Raw genomic sequence first — 25,733 nt, 5'->3', positions numbered from 1 at the left:
CCGCTACAAGTCCTCGCCGAAGATGGCTCCGGGCTTTCTGCTTCTATCCCTCACGCGAAGCACGCGCATGCTTAGGCACATTCATCGAATACTAGGACGTAGCTCACGTCTCCACTCTCTGAATACCGCTCCACGTAGGCAAGAGTTTCATGATGGCTGCGCTCGACAAAATCGTGAGCCGACTCGTTGTCGCCCCTGTCGGAATGCCAAGAATCATAAGTGTGTCGGTACGCTTGGCCATCTGAACGCAATACGTCACCGCCGAGCACAGCCCAGTTTGAATTCTTGAGAGCTGCCATAATCTCCAAGACGTCGGCTCGTTTCCACGCGACTTCGGCCACATGGAGGTGATCCAAGCTGATCGCCCGTTCATGAAATGCAGAAGGAATGGCAGAAGGGATAGAAGTCATGCGCGCCTATGCATAGAATGACATTAGGACCTTCTCCGGCGTGTACGGCGCGTCGAACACCATGCGTGCATCCGGCCGGAAGGCTTTGATCGCGTTCTGGATCGCGAAGTACACCCCGATCCCATACATCAACGGCGGTTCACCCACGGCCTTGCTGCGGCGGATGGCCAGCGGATGGCCGTCGGTCGGTAGCGCCTCGATCGTGATCTCCTTCGGCACGCTGTGGATGTCCGGCACCTTGTACGTGCTCAGCGCGTTGCTGAGGAGCTTGCCTTTGTCGTTGTAGACGATCTCCTCCATCGTCATCCAGCCGAGGCCTTGCACCACGCCGCCTTCGATCTGGCCGATGTCCACCGCGTCGTTCATGCGTTTGCCGAAGTCGTGGACCAGCTTCACTGCATCCACAACGTAAGTGCCACGAATGCAATCCACCGTGACCATCACAGCTGCGGTGCCATAGACGTGGTAAGCGAACGGATGGCCTTTCTCCTTCGCTTTGTCGTAATGAATGTTCGGCGTGGCGTAGTGGCCGCTCTCGCTGAGGTTCACACGATCCCAGTGGCATTGGTATACCAGCTGTTTCCAGTCGATGTCTGTGGTTTTTCCGTTGTTGAGCACTGCTTCATTTTCGATCGTGATCGCTTCCGGTTTGCTCTTGAGGATCCTTGATGCCTTCTCTTTAATGCGCTCCAGAATGGCGTTGCAGCCGATCTCCAGCGCTTTGCCGTTCAGGTCCGCCGTAGCGCTTGCGGCGCTGGGACTGGTGTTCGCAACGCGTGTGGTGTTGGTGCTTTCCAGCTTGATGCGTTCCATGCCGATGCCGAAAACTGCCGCCGCCACTTGCACCATTTTGGTGTTAAGACCCTGGCCCATCTCCACGCCACCGGTGCTTACGCCCACGCTGCCGTCCTGGTACACATGCACCAGCGCTCGCGCATGGTTCATCGGCGTGTTTGTGAACGAGATCCCGAAACAGATCGGCATGATCGCCATGCCCTTCTTGTGCGTCTCGGTCTTCGCGTTGAAGGCATCGATCTCCGCTTGCTGCTTGTCGAAGTCGAAGGTCTTTTCAGCCAACTCCCAAGCTTCTTTCGCCAAGACATGGTCGGCGATCTGGCCATAGCTGAACTCACTGCCTTCCTTGATCAAATTGCGCTTCTGGATCTCGCGTGCGCCCACACCCAGTTCCTGCGCGGCTTTCGCGATGGCAGCTTCCATCACGAACATGCCCTGCGGTCCACCAAACCCGCGAAAAGCCGTGTTGGGCGGCAGGTTCGTGCGGCAGCAATACGCTGTCACATCCACGTTCGGGACGTGGTAGGCGTTGGTCGCGTGGAAGAGTGTCCGCTCCATCACGGCAGGGGAGAGGTCCGCTGAAGCACCGGCGTTCTGGTGGAACGTGGCTTCGTAGGCCACGATCTTCAGGTCCTTGTCGAAGCCGATCTTGAAGTCGCTGCTGTACGGATGCCGCTTACCGGTCATGCGCATGTCGTCCATGCGGTGCATGCTGAACTTTATCGGTTTCTTCAACACGAACGCGGCCATGGCCACCAATGCCGCCCATGCGGATGCCTGATCTTCTTTCCCGCCGAAGCCGCCGCCCAAACGGGTAACGTCCACTTCAACTTTGTGCATGGGCACGCCTAACACACGCGCAACGGTTTTCTGCACTGCAGTTGGACCTTGTGTGCTACTGCTGATTCGAATGCTGCCATGCTCAGTTGGATAGGCGTACGCGCCTTGCGTTTCGATGTAGAGGTGCTCTTGTCCGTTGGTATCCGCGCGGCCTTCGAAGACGTGCGCGCATTTGTCCCACGCCTTCTTTGTATCGCCAAGTTGGAATCTGCGCGGTGGAATGATCAGCTCGCCTTTCGCACGTGCCTCGCGCGGATCGGTGATCACAGGCAACTCTTCCAATTCGATGCTGATGAGCTTTCGTGCTTGCCTCGCAACATCTTCAGAAGTCGCGATGATGAGCGCAACAGGCATGCCCCAGAAATGGATCTCTTTTTCAACGAAAAGCGGTTCATCCGGAATGATGCCTCCGATCTGGTTCTCGCCCGGAACGTCCTTGTAGGTGAGGATCCGCACGACGCCGGGAACGGCCAACGCCTTGTTCAAGTCGAGCTGTTTAACGTGCGCATGGGCCGAGGGCGCATCGTATGGCAGCGCATACAATGTGCCTTGTTGCACGGGGATGTCATCCAAGTAGATCGAACGCCCCGTGACGTGGAACGCGCTATCCACGTTCTTCATGCTTGCCGTTGAAGAACCAATGTCAGATCCGTTTGTGCCGTTTGCTGTTGAGGCTTCCATATCCGGGATGGTGCGTTGCGCTCCTTTCTTGCCGCTCGTCTTCATACCAGTTCCTTCAGTTTGAACCGCTCCGGGAAGAGCACCATGAAATGCGCAAAGAACAATTGGCGCAACAAGAGACGTTTGTAATCCGCGGTGCCGCGCGCATCGCTGATCGGCGCGATCTCATCGTTCATCACGGCCACGGCGTTGCGTACGGTCTCCGGTGATGCCTCTTTTCCCGCAAGGAAGGCGGCGGTGTTCGTGAGGAATTTCGGCACGGGCGCCACGCCACCGGCGCTTATGAAAGCTTCGCGGATCGTGTGTCCGTCCATCTCCAGCCGGATCGCGCTGTTCACGCTGGCAATGTCCAAGTAGGTCCGCTTGCTCACTTTCTCGAAGTTGAAGCGCGTGTGCTGCGTGGGCAGTTTGAAACGAACGGATGTGAGGATCTCTTCCGGAGATTTATCAAGATCCTTGTAGCCTTTGTAGAGGTCTTTGAGTTTCAGAAATCGTGCATCATGTGCGCGACCCCGGCTCGAGGCCGGGGTGACACCGCCCGCGCTGCGCTCCAGCGTAATCGTGCTGTCGAGCGCGATGAAGAAGGCGGTGAGGTCACCGATGGGCGAGGCGTTCACGAAATTCCCAGCCAGTGTGCCCATGTTGCGAATTGGCGTAGAGCTCACGAGCAGTACGTGCTTTTCCAAATTCGGGAAGCGCTCGCGAAGTTCTTTCGAAGCCAAGAGGTCGTTCGCAACGATGGCCCCGCCGATGACGCATTCATCGCCCTCGATGCGGATGCCCTTCAAGCCTTCGTCGTTGAACACCGAACGGATCGGTGCATGGTGCATGGTGTCGTGTTTCTGCACGTAGAGGTCGGTGCCGCCGGAAAGAAGGGCCGCGTTGTCAGTTGTCCGTTGTCCGTTGTCCGGCGCGCCTACCAGCGCTCGCAGCCGTTCTCCGATTTCCGAGAAGTAGCCGGGAACAAAGCCATTTGCGACGCTCCAGGCCACAGGGTCCTCCACATTCTTCTTGGCCAGTTGCTCCGCGACATCCGCGGCTGCGCGCTCGATGCTTTTGTAGCCCGTACACCTACAGATGTTGCCGTCGATGGAGCGCACGGCGAGTTCCGGCGTCACGACTTCATGTGAAAGGCAACAGCCGCTCAACGAGACCACGAAGCCCGGTGTGCAAATACCGCATTGCGTGGCTCCCTGGTCCACCATCGCCTGTTGCACGGGGCTTAGCTTTTCCACGCCCGCACCGTGTTCCAAAGGATCGGTGAGACCTTCCACTGTCACGATGTGCTTACCATGTACATTGGCCAAGGCCAATAGGCAGGAGGTCATCGAGCGGTATTCCACGCGGTCGTTGCGCAGCGTGCCCATGAGCACGGTGCAAGCTCCGCAGTCGCCTTCGCGGCAGCCGATCTTGGTGCCCGGAAGATGCTCGTGGTAGCGGATCACGTCCAGCAGTGTGGTGCCGGGTTCGGCGCTAGTGCGGATCGTACGATCGTTCAGGATGAACTCGGTCATCAAGGGTCCCTGCATTTTTTCGGACCCGCAATTTAGGGCACCGGAACAGGAAGGCCCGCCACGGTTGAGCGAATTGGCGCTTACTTCAAGAGGGTCACATGCCCGGTTGCCTCGAAAGGCTCGATGCTGTTGAAGAAGTAGGCGGTCACCTTCCACACATACACATCGCTCTTCACCAATGAACCGTTCAACTTGCCGTCCCAGCTGGCCGTGGGGTCCGTGGTGTCGAAGATCCTTTCGCCCCAGCGGTTGAAGATCATGAAGCTGAAGCCGTGGGCGATGATCCCCGTGCCTTGGACGCTGAACACGTCATTCCTGCCATCACCGTCCGGAGTGAACGCATTGGGTACGAAGATCGAAGGAAGTTCGAGGACCGGCAACGGCACGCAATGGATGTCCGGGCAGCCATTGTCGGTCATCGCCGTGAGGCAGACCTCATACACCTCCGCATTACCCATGGGGAAATCGTGTACCGGGTTGATCTCCGTACTGGTCGTGCCATCGCCGAAATCCCAGAGGAATTGGGTCGCATTCGCACTGGATGTGTTGGTGAACGCAGCGGTCGGGTCGTTGATGAAGAGCGTGTCCGGATGCACGGAGAAGCCCGCCCGCACCGGTTCCGGGCTGCCGATGATCGCCGTGCCGGTGGCGCTGCACCCATTGGCATTGAACATGGTCACCGTGTAGGCCCCGGGGCAGATGCCGGTGAAGAGGTTCGCGGTTTGCGAAGTGCTACCGTTGTCCATGCTGTACTGTGTGCCTTCCGGATCGGTGATCAGGATAGTGCCGTCGCAACTGCCGGGGCACAAAGCGTCCGTGGTGGTGATCAGGTCGATCTCCAACGGCACGGGTTCGATTATTGTGAAGTTGCTGGTGGCAGCGCAGCCGTTGGTGTCCAGAACGGTCACCGAATAGTTGCCGGCGCAGAAACCGGTGCCCAAGGGCGTGTTGCCCCCGGTGCCTGCCGACCATTGGTAGCTGTATCCTGTGCTGTCCACGTTTCCGCCGACGGCCGTGGCGCTCGCTGTGCCGTCGCATGATCCGTTGCACAGGGTTTCAGTGACGATGGTGGAGGGGAGGATCGCACCCGTGAAAGTGATCCGCACCGTGTCCGCGCTGGCGCAACCTTCGGCACTGACGGTGCTCCAGACGAAGTCATAGGCCCCGCCTGCGTTGGCAGAGATAGTGGTGGATGCGGAATCGTTATCTGTGATGGTCGTCCCTGAAGCGCCACTCCATTGTCCCGTGCTCCATGTACCCGTGGCGTTCAACTGGCCGCCCAAGGTGCAGCTTACCGCATCGCTTCCGGCGTTAGGCAGTGGCACAAAGAAGATGTGTACCGTTGCCGTGGAATGATCGTCCGGACAAGGGGCCGTTCCGGAAACAGTGTAGGTGTATGTTCCTGGCAAGTCGGTCGCCGGATCGAACATGTTGCTATGTGGAATTCCGCCCGGCGAGGTCCACGTTCCGCCGGTGTCCGGGGCGCCACCAAGGGATGCGAACATGTTCGTGGCAGCCGCCTCCGGGCATAGCGATAGGGAACCATTGGTGCCTGCGTCCGGCATGCGGTTCACCGCGATCGTGATGTTGGCGGTGGCATTGGGGCACGGTGCTGTTCCTTGCACGGTGTACGTGTAATTCCCGGGTGTCCCGGATGCCGGATAGAAGGTCTGACTGCTTGTACCTCCCGGGCCGCTCCATGTGCCGCCTTCATCCGGGGAACCGCCTAATTGGCTCATCAGGTCGATCGCTGCGTTGCTCGAACAAAGCGTGATCATGCTGTCGATCCCCGCATCGACCGCCAAGGTCACGTCCACCAGTACTTGGGCCGTGTCGTTCACGCAGGGGGTCGGTACGATGACCACATACGTGTACATTCCTGTGGCATCCGACAAAGCATTGAATGTTCCACTGAACGGACTTCCGTTAGGCGCGAGCCAATCGCCGCCCGTATCCGGGGTACCCTGCAAGCGGGTGAAGAGGGAGATCGCATCCGCAGAGGAACAGAGCGCAATGGAGCCGTCCCCGCCCGCATCCGCGTTGCTCACCACGTTCACTGAGAGAACGGCACTGACCGACGGGCAAGGGGCGGCCCCCGGGATGGTGTAGGTATAGTTGCCCGCAGCGGATGTGCCGGGAATGAAGGTCCCATTGAACGAACCACCGGAAGGGCCGGTCCAACTTCCACCAATGTCAGCCCCACCAAGCACGGGGAACAGGTCCAATGGATCACCGGCTGCACAGAGATTGAGGATGTCGTCGTCACCGGGATCCGGTTCGGTTGAAACAGTCACCGTTGCCACTGCATTGTCCGCCGGGCAGGGAGAGTTTCCGGCCACGGTGTATGTGTAATCGCCCGCATTCATGGTGGCGGGGTCAAATTGTCCGCCGGTGACCGCGCTCGGTCCGCTCCATGTTCCACCGGGGTCGGGGCTTCCGCCCAAGGCGGCGAAGAGATCGCTGGCCGGACTGCTGATGCAGAGTGTGAGTACACCATCGCTGCCTGCATCGGGCGGCGCTTGCACGGCCACGGTAACGGTGCTGGAGACGTTCACGCAAGGCGGTGGTACGTTGATGGTGTAGGTGTACACGCCAGCGCTCATCGTCGCCGGATCGAACTGCCCGCCGGACACGGTGCTGGGGCCGGCCCAAGCACCACCGGCATCAGGGGTGCCACCAAGCTCTCCGAACAGATCGATGGCGACATCGGAGGCACAGAGCGTGATGCTGCCGGGTGTTCCGGCATCAGGTGCGGCGACCACGGTCACCGTTACCACCGCGTTATCCGCCGGGCAAGGCGAGATTCCTGCTACTGTGTAGGTGTAGTCACCCGCGTTCATGGTAGCAGGGTCGAAGGACCCGCCGGTGATCGCGCTGGGTCCGCTCCATGTTCCACCGGTGTCGGGGCTTCCGCCCAAAGCCGTGAAGAGATCGCTGGCCGGACTGCTGATGCACAACGTGAGCGAACCATCGCTGCCCGCATCGGGCGGCGCCTGCACGGCGACTGTGACGGTGCTGGAGACGTTCACGCAAGGTGGTGGTACGTTGATGGTGTAGGTGTACACGCCAGCGCTCATCGTCGCCGGATCGAACTGCCCGCCGGACACGGTGCTGGGGCCGGCCCAAGCACCACCGGCATCAGGGGTGCCGCCAAGCTCTCCGAACAGATCGATGGCGACATCGGAGGCACAGAGCGTGATGCTGCCGGGTGTTCCGGCATCAGGTGCGGCGACCACGGTCACCGTTACCACCGCGTTATCCGCCGGGCAAGGCGAGATTCCTGCTACTGTGTAGGTGTAGTCACCCGCGTTCATGGTAGCAGGGTCGAAGGATCCACCGGCGATCGCGCTGGGTCCGCTCCATGTTCCACCGGTGTCGGGGCTTCCGCCCAAAGCCGTGAAGAGATCGCTGGCCGGACTGCTGATGCACAACGTGAGCGAACCATCGCTGCCCGCATCGGGCGGCGCCTGCACGGCGACTGTGACGGTGCTGGAGACGTTCACGCAAGGTGGTGGTACGTTGATGGTGTAGGTGTACACGCCAGCGCTCATCGTCGCCGGATCGAACTGCCCGCCGGACACGGTGCTGGGTCGCCCAAGCACCACCGGCATCAGGGGTGCCGCCAAGCTCTCCGAACAGATCGATGGCGACATCGGAGGCACAGAGCGTGATGCTGCCAGGTGTTCCGGCATCTGGCGTGGCGACCACGGTCACCGTTACCACCGCGTTATCCGCCGGGCAAGGCGAGGTTCCTGCTACTGTGTAGGTGTAGTCACCCGCGTTCATGGTAGCAGGATCGAAGGATCCACCGGCGATCGCGCTGGGTCCGCTCCATGTTCCACCTGCATCGGGGCTTCCGCCCAAAGCCGTGTAGAGATCGCTGGCCGGACTGCTGATGCACAACGTGAGCGAACCGTCGCTGCCCGCGTTGGGCGGCGCTTGCACGGCGACGGTGACGGTGCTGGAGACGTTCACGCAAGGTGGTGGTACGTTGATGGTGTAGGTGTACACGCCTGCGCTCATCGTCGCCGGATCGAACTGCCCGCCGGACACGGTGCTGGGGCCGGCCCAAGCACCACCGGCATCAGGGGTGCCGCCAAGCTCTCCGAACAGATCGATGGCGACATCGGAGGCACAGAGCGTGATGCTGCCAGGTGTTCCGGCATCTGGCGTGGCGACCACGGTCACCGTAACAATTGCGGCATCCGCTGGGCAGGGTGAAGTTCCGGCTACTATGTAGGTGTAGTCACCCGCGTTCATGGTAGCAGGGTCGAAGGATCCACCGGCGATCGCGCTGGGTCCGCTCCATGTTCCACCGGTGTCGGGGCTTCCGCCCAAAGCCGTGAAAAGATCGCTGGTCGGACTGCTGATGCACAACGTGAGCGAACCATCGCTGCCCGCATCGGGCGGCGCCTGCACGGCCACGGTGACGGTGCTGGATACGTTCACGCACGGCAGCGGCACGCTGATGGTGTAGGTGTATATGCCAGCGCTCATCGTCGCGGGATCGAAGGCTCCGCCGGACACGGTGCTGGGCCCGGTCCAGGCACCACCGGCATCAGGTGTTCCTCCAAGTTCACCGAACAGGTCGATCGCGGGGTCAGTTGCACAGAGGGTGATGCTTCCGGGTGTTCCCGCATCAGGCGTGGTCACCACGGCAACAGAAACTGTCGCCTGATCCGCCGGGCAGGGTGCAATGCCGGCCACGGTGTAGGAGTAGTCACCCGCGTTCATGGTAGCAGGGTCGAAGGATCCACCGGCGATCGCGCTGGGTCCGCTCCATGTTCCACCTGCATCAGGACTTCCGCCTAAGGATGTGAAGAGGTTGCTCGCCGGGCTGCTGATGCAAAGTGTGAGCGCACCGTCGCTGCCCGCGTCCGGTGGTGCCTGCACGGCCACGGTGACGGTGCTGGATACGTTCACGCACGGCAGCGGCACGCTGATGGTGTAGGTGTATATGCCAGCGCTCATCGTCGCGGGATCGAAGGCTCCGCCGGACACTGCGCTGGGCCCGGTCCAGGCACCACCGGCATCAGGTGTTCCTCCAAGTTCACCGAACAGGTCGATCGCGGGGTCAGTTGCACAGAGGGTGATGCTTCCGGGTGTTCCCGCATCAGGCGTGGTCACCACGGCAACAGAAACTGTCGCCTGATCCGCCGGGCAGGGTGCAATGCTTAAGCCACGGTGTAGGAGTAGTCACCCGCGTTCATGGTAGCAGGGTCGAAGGATCCACCGGCGATCGCGCTGGGTCCGCTCCATGTTCCACCTGCATCAGGACTTCCGCCTAAGGATGTGAAGAGGTTGCTCGCCGGGCTGCTGATGCAAAGTGTGAGCGCACCGTCGCTGCCCGCGTCCGGTGGTGCCTGCACGGCCACGGTGACGGTGCTGGATACGTTCACGCACGGCAGCGGCACGCTGATGGTGTAGGTGTATATGCCAGCGCTCATCGTCGCGGGATCGAAAGCTCCGCCGGACACGGCGCTGGGTCCGGCCCAAGCACCACCTGCATCAGGCGTTCCGCCGAGCTGGCCGAAGAGATCGATCGCGGCATCGGTTGCGCAGAGGGTGATGCTTCCTGGCGTTCCCGCATCGGGCGTGGTCACCACGGCAACAGAAACTGTCGCTTGATCCGCTGGGCAGGGTGCAATGCCGGCCACGGTGTAGGAGTAGTCACCAGGGGTCATGGTGGCGGGGTCGAAGGATCCACCGGCGATCGCGCTGGGTCCGCTCCATGTTCCACCTGCATCAGGACTTCCGCCTAAGGATGTGAAGAGGTTGCTCGCCGGGCTGCTGATGCAAAGTGTGAGCGCTGAATTTTCTCCGGCATCCGGAGGCTGCACTACGTTGATCGTGACCGCGGAATTGGCGCTTGTACAGGGTGGGGGCACCGTGATCGTATAGGTATAGACGCCTGCGCTCATCGCCGCGGGATCGAACTGGCCACCGGCCACGGCGCTTGGACCGGTCCAGCTACCGCCCGGATCAGGCGTTCCGCCCAATTGGCCGAAGAGATCGATGGGGGCATCGGAGGCGCACAGTGTCAGACTGCCGGGAGTGCCGGGATCAGGGTTCGTAACGACGTTCACGGTCACGACAGCACTGACCGTGGGGCAAGGGGCTGTTCCGGTCACCGTGTAGGTGTAATCGCCGGGTAACATGGTCGCCGGGTTGAACTGGCTACCGATAACCAGACTGGGGCCGCTCCACGTTCCACCGGCATCCGGCGAACCGTTCAATTCAGGGAACAACGGGATAGCGGGACTGGAAATGCACAAAGCGACCGATCCATCAGTCCCGGCATTCGGTTGGATGTTGATCGTGACGTTCACCGTCGCGGTCTCAGCTGGGCAGGGTGCTGTTCCGGTAACGGTGTAGACGTAAGCTCCGGCGCTCATAGTGGCGGGATCGATCATACCACCGATCACCGCGCTTGGTCCGCTCCATGTTCCTCCGGCATCTGGCGTTCCGCCGAGCTGCGCGAAGAGTGAAGCGGCCGCGTCCGAGCTACAGAGTGTGATAGATCCATCAGTCCCTGCGTCGGGCGGCGTGTTGATCGTGACGGTGACGGTCGCGGTCTCATCGGGGCAAGGTGCTGTTCCCGTGACCGTGTAGACATACGCCCCGGCGTTCATCGTTGCGGGGTCGATCATGCCGCCGGTCGCACTGGGTCCTGTCCAGGTTCCGCCCGCGTCCGGCGTACCGCCAAGTTGTGCGAAAAGCGAAGCAGCCGCATCGGAAGTGCAGAGGGTGATCGTACCGTCAGTTCCGGGATCGGGCGGCGTGTTGATCGTGACGTTCACCGTCGCGGTCTCAACGGGGCAGGGTGCCGTTCCTGTCACGGTATAGACATATGCTCCCGCGCTCATGGATGCGGGGTTGATCAGGCCTCCCGTCACAGTGCTCGGCCCGCTCCATGTTCCGCCTGCGTCCGGTGTTCCGCCGAGCTGCGCGAAGAGTGAAGCCGCCGCGTCCGAGCTACAGAGTGTGATGGCCATCAGTCCCTGCGTCGGGCGGCGTGTTGATCGTGACGGTGACGGTCGCGGTCTCATCGGGGCAAGGTGCTGTTCCCGTGACCGTGTAGACATACGCCCCGGCGTTCATCGTTGCGGCGTCGTACCGCCGGTCACCGCACTTGGGCCGCTCCAAGTTCCGCCCGCATCGGGTGTTCCGCCAAGCTGTGCGAAGAGTGAAGCCGCCGCATCGGAAGTGCAGAGCGTGATCGCACCGTCAGTGCCGGGATCGGGCGGCGTGTTGATCGTGACGTTCACCGTCGCGGTCTCAACGGGGCAGGTGCCGTTCCTGTCACGGTATAGACATATGCTCCCGCGCTCATGGATGCGGGGTTGATCAGGCCTCCCGTCACAGTGCTCGGCCCGCTCCATGTTCCGCCTGCGTCCGGTGTTCCGCCGAGCTGCGCGAAGGTGAAGCCGCCGCGTCCGAGCTACAGAGTGTGATAGATCCATCAGTCCCTGCGTCGGGCGGCGTGTTGATCGTGACAGTGATGGTCGCGGTCTCATCGGGGCATGGCGCTGTTCCAGTAACTGTGTACACGTATGCTCCGGCGCTCATCGAGGCGGGATCGATCATGCCACCGGTCACCGCGCTGGGCCCGCTCCATGTGCCGCCTGCGTCCGGTGTTCCGCCAAGCTGTGCGAAAAGCGAAGCCGCCGCATCGGAAGTGCAGAGCGTGATCGCACCGTCAGTGCCGGGATCGGGCGGCGTGTTGATCGTGACGTTCACTGTCGCGGTCTCCACAGGGCAGGGTGCCGTTCCGGTAACGGTGTAGACGTAAGCCCCAGCGCTCATGGTGGCGGGGTTGATCAGGCCTCCCGTCACCGTGCTCGGCCCGCTCCATGTACCGCCCGCGTCCGGCGTTCCTCCGAGCTGTGCGAAGAGTGAAGCGGCCGCGTCCGAGCTACAGAGTGTGATAGATCCATCAGTCCCTGCGTCGGGCGGCGTGTTGATCGTGACGGTGACGGTCGCGGTCTCATCGGGGCAAGGTGCTGTTCCCGTGACCGTGTAGACATACGCCCCGGAGTTCATCGTTGCGGGATCGATCATACCGCCGGTCACCGCACTTGGGCCGCTCCAAGTTCCGCCCGCATCGGGTGTTCCGCCAAGCTGTGCGAAGAGCGAAGCCGCCGCATCGGAAGTACATAGCGTGATCGTACCGTCAGTTCCGGGATCGGGCGGCGTGTTGATCGTGACGTTCACCGTCGCGGTCTCAACGGGGCAGGGTGCCGTTCCTGTCACGGTATAGACATATGCTCCCGCGCTCATGGATGCGGGGTTGATCAGGCCTCCCGTCACAGTGCTCGGCCCGCTCCATGTTCCGCCTGCGTCCGGTGTTCCGCCGAGCTGCGCGAAGAGTGAAGCCGCCGCGTCCGAGCTACAGAGTGTGATAGATCCATCAGTCCCTGCGTCGGGCGGCGTGTTGATCGTGACAGTGATGGTCGCGGTCTCATCGGGGCATGGCGCTGTTCCAGTAACTGTGTACACGTATGCTCCGGCGCTCATCGAGGCGGGATCGATCATGCCACCGGTCACCGCGCTGGGCCCGCTCCATGTGCCGCCTGCGTCCGGTGTTCCGCCAAGCTGTGCGAAAAGCGAAGCCGCCGCATCGGAAGTGCAGAGCGTGATCGCACCGTCAGTGCCGGGATCGGGCGGCGTGTTGATCGTGACGTTCACTGTCGCGGTCTCCACAGGGCAGGGTGCCGTTCCGGTAACGGTGTAGACGTAAGCCCCAGCGCTCATGGTGGCGGGGTTGATCAGGCCTCCCGTCACCGTGCTCGGCCCGCTCCATGTACCGCCCGCGTCCGGCGTTCCTCCGAGCTGTGCGAAGAGTGAAGCGGCCGCGTCCGAGCTACAGAGCGTGATGGATCCATCAGTCCCCTGCGTCGGGCGGCGTGTTGATCGTGACGGTGACGGTCGCGGTCTCATCGGGGCAAGGTGCTGTTCCCGTGACCGTGTAGACATACGCCCCGGAGTTCATCGTTGCGGGATCGATCATACCGCCGGTCACCGCACTTGGGCCGCTCCATGTTCCGCCTGCGTCCGGTGTTCCGCCCAAGGCGTTGAAGAGTGAAGCCGCCGCATCGGAAGTGCAGAGCGTGATCGCACCGTCAGTGCCGGGATCAGGAGGCGTGTTGATCGTGACGTTCACCGTCGCTGTTTCCACAGGGCAGGGTGCTGTTCCTGTAACGGTGTAGACGTAAGCCCCAGCGCTCATGGTGGCGGGGTTGATCAGGCCTCCCGTCACAGTGCTCGGCCCGCTCCATGTACCGCCCGCGTCCGGCGTTCCTCCGAGCTGCGCGAAGAGTGATGCGGCCGCGTCGGAGCTACAGAGCGTGATGGCCCCATCGGTCCCCGCGTCGGGCGGCGTGTTGATCGTGACGGTGACGGTCGCGGTCTCATCCGGGCACGGTGCTGTTCCCGTGACCGTGTACACATAAGCTCCGGCGCTCATAGTGGCGGGGTCGATCATGCCGCCGGTCACCGTGCTCGGCCCGCTCCAAGTTCCGCCCGCGTCCGGTGTTCCGCCAAGCTGTGCGAAGAGTGAAGCCGCCGCATCGGAAGTGCAGAGCGTGATCGCACCGTCAGTGCCGGGATCAGGAGGCGTGTTGATCGTGACGTTCACCGTCGCGGTCTCAACGGGGCAGGGTGCCGTTCCCGTAACGGTGTAGACGTAAGCCCCAGCGCTCATGGTGGCGGGGTTGATCAGGCCTCCCGTCACAGTGCTCGGCCCGCTCCATGTTCCGCCTGCGTCCGGCGTTCCGCCGAGCTGCGCGAAGAGTGAAGCGGCCGCGTCCGAGCTACAGAGTGTGATAGATCCATCAGTCCCTGCGTCGGGCGGCGTGTTGATCGTGACGGTGACGGTGGATGTGGAGGTTGAGCTCCCACAGGCCCCTGCACCGGTGACTGAGTAAGTGTAGATTCCGCCAGGGTCGGTCCCGGGCGTGAAAGTGTCGCCATGTGCGGTTCCGGAGGGATCCTTCCATGTCCCACCGGAAACAGGCGTTCCGCCGAGCTGGCTGAACAAGCTGAACGCACTGGCGCTCCCACAAAGGGTGATCGCCCCGTTTGTCCCCGCGTCCACTGGATCATCCACGGTAACGGTCATGCAATCCGTTGCAACACAATCCGGATGCTCTGCCTGGTATACAGTGACGCAGTATTGCGTGGTGGAAGCGACCGTGGCCACGGGGTTCGCGATCGTCGCGTCGGAAAGACCGGTGGTCGGGCTCCAACTGTACACCATCGCGCCGCCCGGACAATCTGCGGTCCCGATCCACACGATACCGTTCGTGGGATCATTCCCGAAATAGACGCTCACCCCCGCGCTGTTGAGCAACTCGAACGACTGTTCAAAAGCGAATAGCCCGGCACCATTATATCCCAGTACGAGAGTGGATCCGCTGGGCACCGATATGGTAGTGCTCCCTGCACTTCCACCGGTCATGGTCCAGTTCGTACTGATCCCGTCAATGCTTACCGTAACGTAGGAATTGTTCGTCCAGCCGTCGCCGAAAATGTCATATAGCCATAGCTCATAGTCACAGTAGGTGGAGACACCCCCGCTGGTGGTTGCCCCTAGTTGCACGGGCGTACCGCAGGTGGAGGCGTCCAGCCCCGCATTCACCTCCAGGTCTGGCACGATGGTGATCATCACCGTAGTGTCATAGGTACAGCCGAAATCGTCGGTCACCGTGTACACGTAAGGATGATCGCCGGGGGCAAGGCCCGTCGCACAGACATGGTTGCAGCCATTGGTCGTAGTGGTGATGTTCGGCCCCGACCAGGAGGAACTATCGCAGCCAGCGCCGTACACCGGGGTGAACTCAAGGAGGTCCGGATAGAGGGAAGGGGCGAAGTCCATTCCCCAGTCACAGATGTAACCGTTGTCCAAGGCCCACAGGTCACATACCTGCAAGGTCCATGTGCCATTCAATTGGGAACCCAAGAGGCCGGAGAGGGGATTCAGACTTTCATACGTGCCACTGGGGAGAGTGCCGCCAGCATTATCCACCCAGGTGCCATTGGTCGCCGTGGGACTCCAGCAATAATTCCAGCAAATCCCTTGAATGTTCGGCGTGGCGTCATCATCCACCGGAACGCCCAAGTACGTGTCCAATCCTCCCTGTTGATGCATCACCACTGTCTGTCCCGTGGGGCTGATGATGCTGATCACCAGATCGCCGATGAAGGAGTGCTCCATGCTCACGCAAATGCCAAGCAACTGGTTGATATTGGTGAGCGTTTGCCCCGGGGCGAACTGCGTGAAGTCAAGGGTGGTATTGAAGCAGGAACCCACATTGTCCGGTAGGAACACACCTGTGCCTAAGCCGCTGCCGGGCAATTCGTTCCAAGTCGTCGGGTTTACTACGCCGTCCAAGCAAAGCGTCTCTCCGGAACAGCCGGTGATGCCCTCGGTGCCGTTGAAATTGGGGGTGGTGCCCACCAACGTCAGGAGATCAACGCGGTTGGTGCTGGAGCAGCCATTGTTGTCAACCAGATAAAGCTGGGCTGTGTAGCCTCCGGGCTGCGCGTAGGTGTGGTTCACGGAAGCGGGCGCACCGTTCAGCACCGTGCCATCCCCGAAATCCCAACGGCGGTTGGTGATGCTGAAGCCGGGTGCCGCGTAAGAGCCTGTGCTGTTGAAAGTGACGGCTTCCCCGGGGCAGATCTTCAAGGTCGTGGCCGAGCCGTAGGTGGCCACCGCAGTGGGCCGCTCACAAGGTTGGTAGCAAGTGATAGTGGCAGCGAACACGCCGGTGCCCGTGTTGTTCGAGTGGAACACCACCGTAAGGCAACCTGAGGAATTGCCGGCACTGGCGGACACCACCTGCCCTTGAAGTGAGGTCCCCGTCCAGGTCCCCAACAGGGGGGCGGTAATATCATCGCCATCGTAGATCAACATCGCGTCGATCGGTGCGGTACCCGCAATGCTCAGGTTGAAGGTGACGAAGCTCAGTGAGATCGCTCCGCCAGGTGCGTCCGGGCACACCGTATAGGTGTAATTCTCATTGTTGGAGTAGCCTGATGCTCCTTCGCCGCCGCTATCTAAGAACGCACCGACGCAAGTATTGGTCGTGCCGTTGAAGATGGGAAAGGCTTGGCCAAATGCTACGGAAGGAACTGCCAAGAGCGCCATAGAAAGTGAAGCGGCCAGCAGCCAGGATCGCCAACATGGAAGAAGAAAAGGAAGGGTCGTGGTCCTGACCATACACATATATCGACGAGACAAGGTCTGTCTCAGTGGCATGTAAATTATGTGTCATGACCATTCTTTATACACGCTCCCTGTTTTCTGTGGACGAACGAATGGTTTTCGACGACGAATCCGCAATAAAAGAATTGCCCGACCGTGTTGCGGCGGCCATTGAACTCCAAGACGTCGTCTCTTTTGCACGGGCGGCTCTGGAGCGGACCGGAATTGGTCGCTATCGTACCACTGTCACATGCCCTTGCAGGTCATGGTTCACGCCATTGTACACCGACTGCGCTCGCAGCAACCACGTGTACACGCCATTCTTCACCACCTTCCCGTTCATCTTGCCGTCCCATCCGGCATGGCGGTCCGTCGTGTCATAGATCTTCTCTCCCCAGCGATCGAAGACCATGAAGTGGAAGTCGTGGTCCGCGATGTCATTGCCTACCACGTTCAGCACCTCGTTCAGGCCGTCGCCGTCCGGCGTGAAGGCCGTGGGCACATAGACCAGGAAGGCATCCTCCACGTTCACCAACTTCCAGATGGTGTCCGCGCAGCCCAGATAGTTCCGTACGATCAACCGCACCGGATAATTCCTGCCCAGGTCGTCCGGGAAGGTGAATACCGGGTCAGGAAGGAAGGAACTGTCCATGCCGGCGAGATCCCATTCGAAGGTGTCGGCAATGTCGGTGGCCAATTCATGAAAGTGGACCTCGTTCTGGAAGATGGTGGCCGGGTAAGGCGTCCAATTGAAATCGGCGTGCGGAACGTCGATCACTTTGATCAGGTTTGAATAGATGCTGTCCATCGAGCACCCGTTCGGCCAGTGTACGTTGACCCGTAGGTCGAACGTCCCATACTGCGCATAGACATGGGCCATGGTCATCGGCCGTTCGGTCTGCGTCGGCCCGTACCCGAAGTTCCAGTCCGCAGTGGCACCGCCCGTGGTGTCATTCATGGAGAAATGGACGGTGAACGGTTCACAGCCCAACACGCTGTCCACGGACAATTCCATCGGAGGCACGGGCGTAATGGCCACGGTCGCGCACCGGGTGATCGCCGGCGTTTCGCAACCGTCGTGTATGGTCACGCAGAAGTTCTGCGTGTTGCGAAGGTTCACGGTCAAGGAGTCCGCGAGGGATCCCCCGGTGCCCCAATCATAGCTGTATTGGCCATTGCCGCCAAAGACCGTGTCAACCTGAAGCATGACATCCACCCTTGGGCAGCTCGTTACGGTGTCCACGAGTTCGGCATCCAGGCCAAGCAGAACAGTGACCACCACCATCGAGGTATCCGAATAACAGTTGTGCGCATCCGTGGCAAATACACTGTAGGCCATGGTCTGTAATGGAGAGACCGATTGAGCGGGGCCAATACCAACACCATGGTCCCAGTGCATGATCAAGGGTGCGGTACCCCCTGCTGCTGCGGCATTCAGGACGGCCGTTCCGGTACGGCAGATGATGGTGTCCGTGCCAGAGCTGGCGATCATCAACAGGGGCGGTTCATTGATCGTCGCCATCAGGCTGTCCGCGCAACCGTTCCCGTTCAGGCCTTCGCTGATCACCACTTTATAGGTCCCGCCAGCGCCTTGGAAGGTATCGCCGTTCGAGGTCGAGGTAGTTTGCACGACCGTGCCGGTATTGTCGGTCCACGTGTAGTTCCATGGCCCGCCGTCGCCCGTGGTGAACACTTGGATGGATCCGGTCCCATCACCGTGGCACAAGATGTCCGTCACCACGCTGTCGCTTTCCATGGTGGTCAAGGGCTGCACGAGCACACTGTCCACCATGCCGCAAAGGGGGTGTCCGGCGGGAAAGGCATGCAGGGTGTACCACGTCGGCACAGTTGGTGATGCGGTCGGGAAAGGGGAACTGCTGCTGGATAGCCCGGTGCTCGGCGACCATTGGTAGGTGATCGCACCTGTTGGAAGCGGGAGGATCAGTCCTGGCTGCATCAGCACCGGGTTTCCGCAAACCGCAGGGAGGGCCGATGTGACATCAAATTGTACGCCCGGCGTGATGTTGAGGGTGAGCGTTGTATCGTAGGTGCAGCCGAAGTCGTCGGTGACCGTGTAGGTGTACGGATGTGGACCGGGTGCAGAAGGAGCAACCATTGCGATGTTGCAGTCCGGGCTTGTGGAAACGATGTCCGGGCCGCTCCATGCGCTGCTGTCGCAACCTTGTCCGATCACCGGAGTGTACTGCACCACGTTCGGATACAGCGACGGATCGATGGACATGGACATATCGAAAATGTAACCGTCATCAATGCATAAATTGTCCGTAACGGTAATGGTCCACGGGCCGTTGAGCGGGCACCCGTTCCATTGGTTGAACGATTGCTGCGACGTATATGTGCCGGGCGCCATACTGTTGTTTGGCGGAGTGCCGGCCGTGACGTGGTTCCCGGCCGTGTTCTCCGACACGATGGTGCCCCATGCGGCCGAGGCGGAAAAGCAATACTCGAACCCGGTTCCGGGAATGCCGGTGGAATTGTCCAAAGGAGACCCCAGGTATGTGCCGCCGCCACCACCGCCATATCCGCTGAACAAGAGCACACTTTGCCCGCCGGGGCAGGACATGGACACGGAAATGTCGCCGAGGTAGGAATGCTCCATGTTCAGGCAGATATCCAAGATGTCCACCGGACCGTTCACCGTTGTACCGGCAGGGAAGCCGGAGACGTTCAGCACTGAGGTGTATGTTCCCGGAGGGGGGCAGCCATCAGGCAATAGGAACAGGCCGGATACGATCGGGTCGGGCACGCTGGACCAATGTGTGCCTTGGACCACACCGTTCAACGTGGCGGTTTCGCCAGCGCACATAGTGCCCGGATCGATCCCGATGCCTGAAAAGTCCGGTTTCGTGCCGATCCGTACCAAGTCCACACTGCTGTTGGTACTGGGGCACCCGATGTCGTCGCGCACAAGCAGGCCGATCGGATACTGCCCCGGAGTATTGGTGGGGAGATCGACCTGTGGTGTGGCTGAATAGGTGGTGACACCCCCTATCGTCCAGGCATAGGAAGCGATGCTTCGGCCCGGTGCCGCAGTGGATCCGCTCGCATCCAACGCCAAGGGTTCATTCGGGCAGACGAGGTATGGGCTTTGGGGGAACGAGGGGAAGTTGGCGGTGGGCGGGGGACAGACCCCACTGCACTGGATATTGGCCACCCAGCCCGGATCCGTCTGTGCGGAATTGCTGTTGAACTGGATCGTGATGCAGCCACTTGCGCTGGTCGCTGTGTAAAGATATCCGGCAGTAAGGGGCGGCGTCCCTACGGATGACGCGAGCACGGGGGCCGATGTGGAGGTGCCATCGAACAAGGTGATCACGTCCCCGATCGCCAGATCCAGCATGCCGAAGGCGATCTGGATGCTGTCCCCGGGAACGCCGGGGCAGAAGGTGATGGAATGGTTCTCATTGTTCCCATAATTCCCATTGGGTCCGCCGCTGTCGTAGAGCACCGCATGGCAGTAAGTATGGGTGCCTCCTTGGGAGATCAGCAGCTCCGGCACTTGCGACCGGAGGAGTCCCGGGATCAGGATGGCCCCTATGGAAAGCAGACGAAAAATGGATCTTGGATAGAGGAAGCCCATTATGGAATTGACGCACAAAGCATGGTGCCGGGTGCCCGAAATTTCCGAACCACCTCACCGATGGTGCGCCAAGGAAAACCACATTCTTGGAACGCAGACCGGGTCCAAGGCTAAAAAAGGGGGGACACGGCCCCAAGAATGAGGGATTTACCGGATCAGGGCAGCAGCTTCACCTTCCCGGTAAAGGTCTCCGAGGCTTGGCTGCCGGACTCTATGTCCACCACCCATACATAATCGCCTGTGGTGCACACCGGACCTTGGTTCTTCACCTTCCCGCACCACGGATGGGTGGGGTCGCTGGTGTTGTAGACCAAGGTTCCCGAAGGGTCGTATACCGCCAGTTGGAACTTGGCCGTCAGATCGAGAAGTGCTTCCGGCATGAAGGTGTCATCCTTCCCGTCCTTGTTGGGCGAGAAGCTTGCCGGGGCGCCCAGGTTGAAATCGTTTTCCACCCGCACCTCCTTTATCTTCCGGTCCACGCAGCCTATTTCATTGGTCACGATAAGCTCCACTTGGTACACGCCTTTCGCCTTGTAAACATGGTCCGGATGGGCCAGCGTGCTCACCGTGCCATCGCCTAGGTCCCAACGGTAGGACTTCGCGCCCAAGGATCGGTTCTCAAAATGCACGCTGGGTATTTGGCCCTTGTAGTTCTGTGGCGCCACATTGAACTTTGCCATGGGAGCGTCGTGGATCACGATCATGTCGCTACTCGGCTTGTTGCGGATGGTACCCGCGCCCGCAGAGGACATCGAAAGCATCACTTGATAACTGCCAGGCTTGGTGAAGGTGTGCTGGGGGTTCGGCTTGTTACTGAAGCTGCCGTCACCGAAATTCCAGAGGTAGATGCCGTCCTCCGGCATATGTTCAACGGTAAAGTCCACGGGATTGCCGGGGCAGGCTTCCTTGGCGCTGGCCCGGAACATCGTATCCATGTTATCGCCTTCGGAGGGTTTGTTCGAGGACGGTCCTGAGGCGGATTTGACCGTTTCGGTCGGGGTGGCCGGTGCTATCGTCTTCGGGGAGCCTACTGCGTTCGGATGAACGGCCGCGGTCCGGGTCTCGATCCGTCCGGTGGTCGGCTCCGGTATGGAGGTGGTGCTTTCAGTGCCGATGCCGGTGGCAGGGGCGGAGGTAGGCATGACCTGTGCGGTAGGCTCCGGTGCAGCGGCTGTTGTGAGCTCCATATGGGACGGGTTCGGCCCTGTCATCACCTTGGTGCTTCCGTCGCGACCTGCAAAGTAGGCCGTACCACCGATGAGCAGCCCACCTGCCAGCAGCAGGCCCACCACCAATGCACGGCCATGGCCCCAACTCCGTACACCACTGGCCAAGGCACGTTCCATCTGGGCCCAGTCGGCGGAGTTGTACGGCACCTCATACTGGTCGATGCTTTCCTTCAACCTGCGCTCAAAGGCGTCTAATTCATTCATGCTTCCCGCCATGTCTCAAGGGAGATTATGCTCCTTTTTAAGAAGTCGCTTCAAGTTGTTCTTGGCTTTCGCCAAATTGCTCTTCGAGGTCCCGATATTGATATCCAAAGTTTCGGCGATCTCTTTGTGCGTCATTTCCTCGAAAACATACAGGTTGAACACCGTCCGATAGGCGGGGGTCAATTTCTGCATCGCGTTGATCACGTCCGCTGGTTTCAGCTCCATGGTCTCGTCCACCTCGTTGTCCTCCTCCTCGGCCAGATCCTCGAACTCGTCCATGCTCCGGTCTTCCCCAAGGAGCAGATAGGAGTGACGCGCCCGCCGGAAATGATCGATCGCCGTGTTGACCATGATGCGCCGGACCCAGCCCTCGAAGCTGCCGTCCCGGTTGAATTTGGCCAAGTTGCGGAACACTTTGATGAAACCGTCCTGTAGAATGTCCTTCGCCTGATCGTGGTTCTTCGTGTAGCGCAGGCATACGGACATCATCTTCCCATAGAAGAGTTCGTATACCCGTTGCTGGCTGCGGCGCTCGCCCGCTATGCAGCCATCGATCACAGCATCGTGTACTGGTTCGGAAGGATGTTCCATACGTTCCCATGCGGGACTAAGACGTATGTTCTTCTCCAGGGTTGCCAGTTCCATTTTCAGCGGGGGTCGTACCGGGCCGGTAAGGTACACTTTCCAAGGTAAGACGTGATCCGGGCTGCCGGGTTGTCTGAAAGCCGCAGCTCCTGATCTTGGACGCCTGACCGACGTCAATACGGTTTCCCCGGTGATCCCTAATTTTGCGCCCCGTGCCGATCGGTACGGACCATTTTCAAAAGCAGCACACATCCATGAAGATCACAGTAGTAGGGGCCGGCAACGTCGGAGCAACATGCGCCGACGCTTGCGCACGCAAGGAGCTCGGGACCGAGGTGGTCCTGCTCGACATCAAGGAAGGTTTCGCCGAGGGCAAGGCGTTGGACATCTGGCAGACCGCTCCCATCAGCCTCTTCGATTCACGCCCGGTGGGCAGCACGAATGACTATTCCAAGACGGCCAATAGCGATGTGGTGGTGATCACCAGCGGCCTGCCCCGGAAGCCGGGAATGAGCCGTGATGACCTCATCGCGACCAATGCGGGCATCGTGAAGTCCGTCACTGAAAACGTGGTGCAGCACTCCCCGAACGCCGTCATCATCGTGGTGAGCAACCCGCTCGACGTGATGACCTATTGCGCCTTCCTCAATAGCAAGTTCCCCGCGCAGCGCGTCTTCGGCATGGCCGGCATCTTGGACACCGCCCGGTACCGCGCCTTTCTGGCCACGGAGCTCGGGGTGAGCCCGAAGGACATTCAGGCCGTGCTCATGGGCGGCCATGGCGATACCATGGTGCCCTTGCCGCGCTACACCACCGTTGGTGGTATCCCGGTTACGGAACTGATCGAAAAAGACAAGTTGGACACCATCGTTGAACGCACTAAAAAAGGTGGCGGTGAGATCGTGAACCTGCTGGGCACTTCCGCCTGGTATGCACCTGGCACGGCCGCCGCGCAAATGGTGGAGGCCATCGTCCGCGACCAGAAACGGGTGTTCCCGGTCTGCGCTTGGTTGCAAGGGGAATACGGCCTGAAGGACGTGTACCTCGGCGTGCCCGTGATCCTCGGCCGCAACGGCATCGAACGCATCATTGAACTGAAGCTCACCAAGGAGGAGCTGGCCCTCACCCAGGAAAGTGCCCAGTCCGTGAAGGAGGTGATGGCCGTGCTGGACCGCATGAACGTGCCTGCATAGGCGGCCACGACCTGCAATGAACGGGAAGGGCACCATGACGGTGCCCTTTTCTTTTCCGGACTGTGAAGATCTTTCTTAGTGCACGATGACCAAGCGCTTCGTCCATTGCCCCGTCCCGTTCACTAAGCGTACCGAGTAGAGGCCGGGTGCGAGATTTCCAAGGTCCATGCGGACCTGTGGGCGCTCAACAGGGAACCCGAGGACGATCCGGACCCAGATCATCGAAGAGCTCAACCCGCATGTTCGGGACTAAGGGGGTGTGCATAAGGATGTCCACAGTACTGTTGGCCGGGTTGGGTGCAAGACTGAACACATTTTCCGCGGTTTCCGGTATTGCTGCGTCAACACCCGTCCAAATGCCGCTGGACCAGAAGCTCAATCCGCCCCGGTAGTTGCCGATCACCGCATCGAGCTGGCCATCGCCGGTGAAGTCATACAGCGCCACGGCAGTGCGGCCACCTTCATGAAGCTCCCCCCAAACGCTGTCGACCAGGTTCCAGGAGCCGCCTTCATTACCGGTGATGCCATCGTATAGATGGATACCGCCGGACTCACTTCCCGATATGCACTTTTTTTGACCTTGGCCGTCCATGTACAGAAACGGTACGCTGTAACCAGTGGTGCTCCAGTATTCATTCACTCGGACGGCGCCCAAGAGCTGGCTCTCCAAATGCCAAGATGGAGCCTGTGCAGTGCCTGCGTTCCTGTAATAATTGAGGTTCCCGTTGCGCTCGCCTACGATCAGGTCCAGAAGCCCGTCTCCGTCCAGGTCGAAAAGTTGGGGCGTGGCATTTGCGCCAACGTCGATCACCGTCCCGTTATCGTCGGTCATCAGTGCCTGTGTCAGTTGGAATTGCGCGACGGGACCGCCGGAGGTGTTATGGAAGAAATGCAGCCTGCCGGAGTTATCCCCATTGTTGTCACCGTCCCCGATGATCATGTCCGGATGCCCGTCGCCGTCCACATCACCGAAGGCGGGATGCATGCCCGGACCGAAGCCCAGCCCGGACAGCTGCGCATAGTCGTCGGTGATCAAATTGAACAATGGCGCCGTTGGGGTGCCGGTGTTCTCCAACAAGGCCAGCTTGCCGCTGTAGAAGCCACCGGCCAGATAGTAACCTTCATTGGCCACCACCAGATCCATCAGGCCGTCGCTGTTGTGGTCGAAAAGCACGGGGCGCGCACCCTCGCCAAAGTCCAACATATCCCCTTGGAAAAGATCGTCCTGCTGGAAATTGAAGACGGGGGCCGCGTCCGTGCCCGTGTTCCGGTAGTACCAGATACCGTGCGCATTCTCCGCGGCCGAACTGGAATTCGGTGCCACCACAAGGTCGCGTTTGCCATCGCCGTCGATGTCCACGAAGAAAGGAGCCAAGAATTGTTCGAAATAGACCCGTTGATCATAGATAGGGAACAGCGTATCCGTGGAGATCATGTTGGCGTGCGCCAAGGTGCCCCCGTTGATCAGACCGGTAAGGTCGGGTGAAAGAAAATCGCCAAGGATCAGATCCATGTCCCCGTCCCCGTCCAGGTCCAATGGCAGCACAGTGCTCCCTGAATGGGCGCGTTCGGAGGGGAAGTTGCTGCCTTCGTCATGAACGGGCAGTTCCGGGTTGGGCACGTTGTCCGCGCAGGGTGCGTTCAACGTGATGGCATTCCCGGAGATGGATTCCTGAAAGCCGCCCCAGCACCGGCTCCGGACCTCATAGGCCAAACTGTCACAGGTGCCATACAGCTCCATGCTCAGGTTCTTGTGGAACTCCAAGTAGTTGGATCCCCAGATGCTGAAGGTCAGTATGTCCAAGTCCCCGTCACCGTCCATGTCCGCGATCCCGGGCATGTCCACATTACTGATGTAGAGATTCGGGCTGACCGTTGGAACGTAATTGCTTCCCACCTGGTCATCCACCAAGGTGAAGGATAGGCCCGAGGCATCACTGGTATTCCGATATACTGCGAAGGCCCCGCTTGTATAGGCGAAGATGTCCGCCATGCCGTCGCAATTGTAATCCCGGAGCAAGGCCCAATCATGAAGCAAGGGGAAGGGGTAAACGTTGTCATAGGTATGGGTGGGCATGTAGGTGGCCTGGCCCGGGGTGCCCGTGTTGAGCAGGAAGATCGGCTTGTCACCGGAACGGTCCAATAGGAGTATGTCCAGCAGTCCGTCCTGGTCCAGATCGATGGTGGAGACCTGTGGAAAATTCAGTCCGCCCGCCCAGGCCATGGGCATCGGGACGCCCGCGCGCTGCACAGGGACCGTAGGGTTGAAGGTGAGGTCGGCCTGCGCCAAGGAATAAAGCGGTGCAACGCAGAGGAGAAGGAGGAGGGGCTTGGCGATCACGGGAGGGAAGGATGGGACGTGCACATTTCTCGACGGGGGCGGTATCGCAAAGGTACCCGTTCCGGCTACATAAGGCCGAGCACCGGGCGTGTCTTTTCTGACGATTTCGGGTGTTCCGGAGGGCAAGGGTCG

The 25,733-nt window shown here is 60.4% G+C and carries 13 protein-coding genes; 1 reads left to right on the top strand and 12 read right to left on the bottom strand.

What is annotated here, in order from left to right:
* Positions 1 to 71: 71 nt before the first annotated feature.
* From IPP95_06710 to IPP95_06660, 11 genes are all read right to left on the bottom strand, one after another.
* On the bottom strand, positions 72 to 410 hold the full coding sequence (locus IPP95_06710) for a hypothetical protein (protein ID QQS73895.1): 339 nt from the start codon (positions 408 to 410) through the stop codon (positions 72 to 74).
* Between the two features lie 6 nt (positions 411 to 416).
* Positions 417 to 2,666 carry a molybdopterin-dependent oxidoreductase gene (locus tag IPP95_06705; protein ID QQS73894.1) on the bottom strand — a complete coding sequence of 750 codons (2,250 nt, stop codon included), beginning with the start codon at positions 2,664 to 2,666 and terminating at the stop codon, positions 417 to 419.
* Between the two features lie 101 nt (positions 2,667 to 2,767).
* On the bottom strand, positions 2,768 to 4,240 hold the full coding sequence (locus tag IPP95_06700) for an FAD binding domain-containing protein (protein ID QQS73893.1): 1,473 nt from the start codon (positions 4,238 to 4,240) through the stop codon (positions 2,768 to 2,770).
* A gap of 80 nt (positions 4,241 to 4,320) precedes the next feature.
* Entirely contained in the window at positions 4,321 to 7,791 is a 3,471-nt protein-coding gene (locus tag IPP95_06695; protein QQS73892.1) for a gliding motility-associated C-terminal domain-containing protein, read from the bottom strand.
* A 1,623-nt stretch (positions 7,792 to 9,414) separates the two neighbouring features.
* Positions 9,415 to 11,235, bottom strand: a complete 1,821-nt coding sequence (locus tag IPP95_06690) for a hypothetical protein (GenBank protein ID QQS73891.1) — start codon at positions 11,233 to 11,235, stop codon at positions 9,415 to 9,417.
* Between the two features lie 102 nt (positions 11,236 to 11,337).
* The gene (locus IPP95_06685; protein QQS73890.1) at positions 11,338 to 11,508 is read right to left on the bottom strand and encodes a hypothetical protein; all 171 of its coding nucleotides are present in this window, start codon (positions 11,506 to 11,508) and stop codon (positions 11,338 to 11,340) included.
* A 91-nt stretch (positions 11,509 to 11,599) separates the two neighbouring features.
* Complete coding sequence (locus IPP95_06680) at positions 11,600 to 13,180, bottom strand: hypothetical protein (GenBank protein ID QQS73889.1); 1,581 nt, start codon at positions 13,178 to 13,180, stop codon at positions 11,600 to 11,602.
* The gene (locus IPP95_06675; protein QQS73888.1) at positions 13,125 to 16,382 is read right to left on the bottom strand and encodes a PKD domain-containing protein; all 3,258 of its coding nucleotides are present in this window, start codon (positions 16,380 to 16,382) and stop codon (positions 13,125 to 13,127) included. Before IPP95_06675 ends, IPP95_06680 begins: the two co-directional genes overlap by 56 nt.
* 298 nt (positions 16,383 to 16,680) lie before the next feature.
* A complete protein-coding gene (locus IPP95_06670; GenBank protein ID QQS73887.1) occupies positions 16,681 to 20,049 on the bottom strand; it encodes a gliding motility-associated C-terminal domain-containing protein in 3,369 nt (1,122 codons plus the stop codon).
* 155 nt (positions 20,050 to 20,204) lie between these two features.
* The gene (locus IPP95_06665; protein QQS73886.1) at positions 20,205 to 21,494 is read right to left on the bottom strand and encodes a PKD domain-containing protein; all 1,290 of its coding nucleotides are present in this window, start codon (positions 21,492 to 21,494) and stop codon (positions 20,205 to 20,207) included.
* A 3-nt stretch (positions 21,495 to 21,497) separates the two neighbouring features.
* The gene (locus tag IPP95_06660) at positions 21,498 to 22,073 is read right to left on the bottom strand and encodes an RNA polymerase sigma factor (GenBank protein QQS74213.1); all 576 of its coding nucleotides are present in this window, start codon (positions 22,071 to 22,073) and stop codon (positions 21,498 to 21,500) included.
* Positions 22,074 to 22,321: 248 nt separating this feature from the next.
* Between IPP95_06660 and mdh the strand changes: the two genes are divergently transcribed.
* On the top strand, positions 22,322 to 23,260 hold the full coding sequence (gene mdh, locus IPP95_06655) for a malate dehydrogenase (GenBank protein ID QQS73885.1): 939 nt from the start codon (positions 22,322 to 22,324) through the stop codon (positions 23,258 to 23,260).
* A 184-nt stretch (positions 23,261 to 23,444) separates the two neighbouring features.
* Here the strand turns inward: mdh and IPP95_06650 are convergent, their stop codons facing one another.
* Entirely contained in the window at positions 23,445 to 25,601 is a 2,157-nt protein-coding gene (locus IPP95_06650; GenBank protein ID QQS73884.1) for a VCBS repeat-containing protein, read from the bottom strand.
* Positions 25,602 to 25,733: the final 132 nt, after the last annotated feature.

The sequence above is a fragment of the Flavobacteriales bacterium genome (assembly GCA_016700415.1).
GTDB lineage: Bacteria > Bacteroidota > Bacteroidia > Flavobacteriales_F > PHOS-HE28 > PHOS-HE28.
Note: the sequence above shows the minus strand (reverse complement) of the source record. Positions and strands in the feature narration are given on the sequence as shown.

Excerpts from the sequence above, each read along its gene's own strand:
- IPP95_06710 (QQS73895.1), bottom strand. The coding sequence starts at position 410 with ATGACTTCTATCCCTTCTGCCATTCCTTCTGCATTTCATGAACGGGCG.
- IPP95_06705 (QQS73894.1), bottom strand. The coding sequence starts at position 2,666 with ATGAAGAACGTGGATAGCGCGTTCCACGTCACGGGGCGTTCGATCTAC.
- IPP95_06700 (QQS73893.1), bottom strand. The coding sequence starts at position 4,240 with ATGACCGAGTTCATCCTGAACGATCGTACGATCCGCACTAGCGCCGAA.
- IPP95_06695 (QQS73892.1), bottom strand. The coding sequence starts at position 7,791 with ATGAGCGCTGGCGTGTACACCTACACCATCAACGTACCACCACCTTGC.
- IPP95_06690 (QQS73891.1), bottom strand. The coding sequence starts at position 11,235 with ATGGCCATCACACTCTGTAGCTCGGACGCGGCGGCTTCACTCTTCGCG.
- IPP95_06680 (QQS73889.1), bottom strand. The coding sequence starts at position 13,180 with ATGAGACCGCGACCGTCACCGTCACGATCAACACGCCGCCCGACGCAG.
- IPP95_06670 (QQS73887.1), bottom strand. The coding sequence starts at position 20,049 with ATGGGCTTCCTCTATCCAAGATCCATTTTTCGTCTGCTTTCCATAGGG.
- IPP95_06665 (QQS73886.1), bottom strand. The coding sequence starts at position 21,494 with ATGGCGGGAAGCATGAATGAATTAGACGCCTTTGAGCGCAGGTTGAAG.
- IPP95_06660 (QQS74213.1), bottom strand. The coding sequence starts at position 22,073 with ATGGAACATCCTTCCGAACCAGTACACGATGCTGTGATCGATGGCTGC.
- mdh (QQS73885.1), top strand. The coding sequence starts at position 22,322 with ATGAAGATCACAGTAGTAGGGGCCGGCAACGTCGGAGCAACATGCGCC.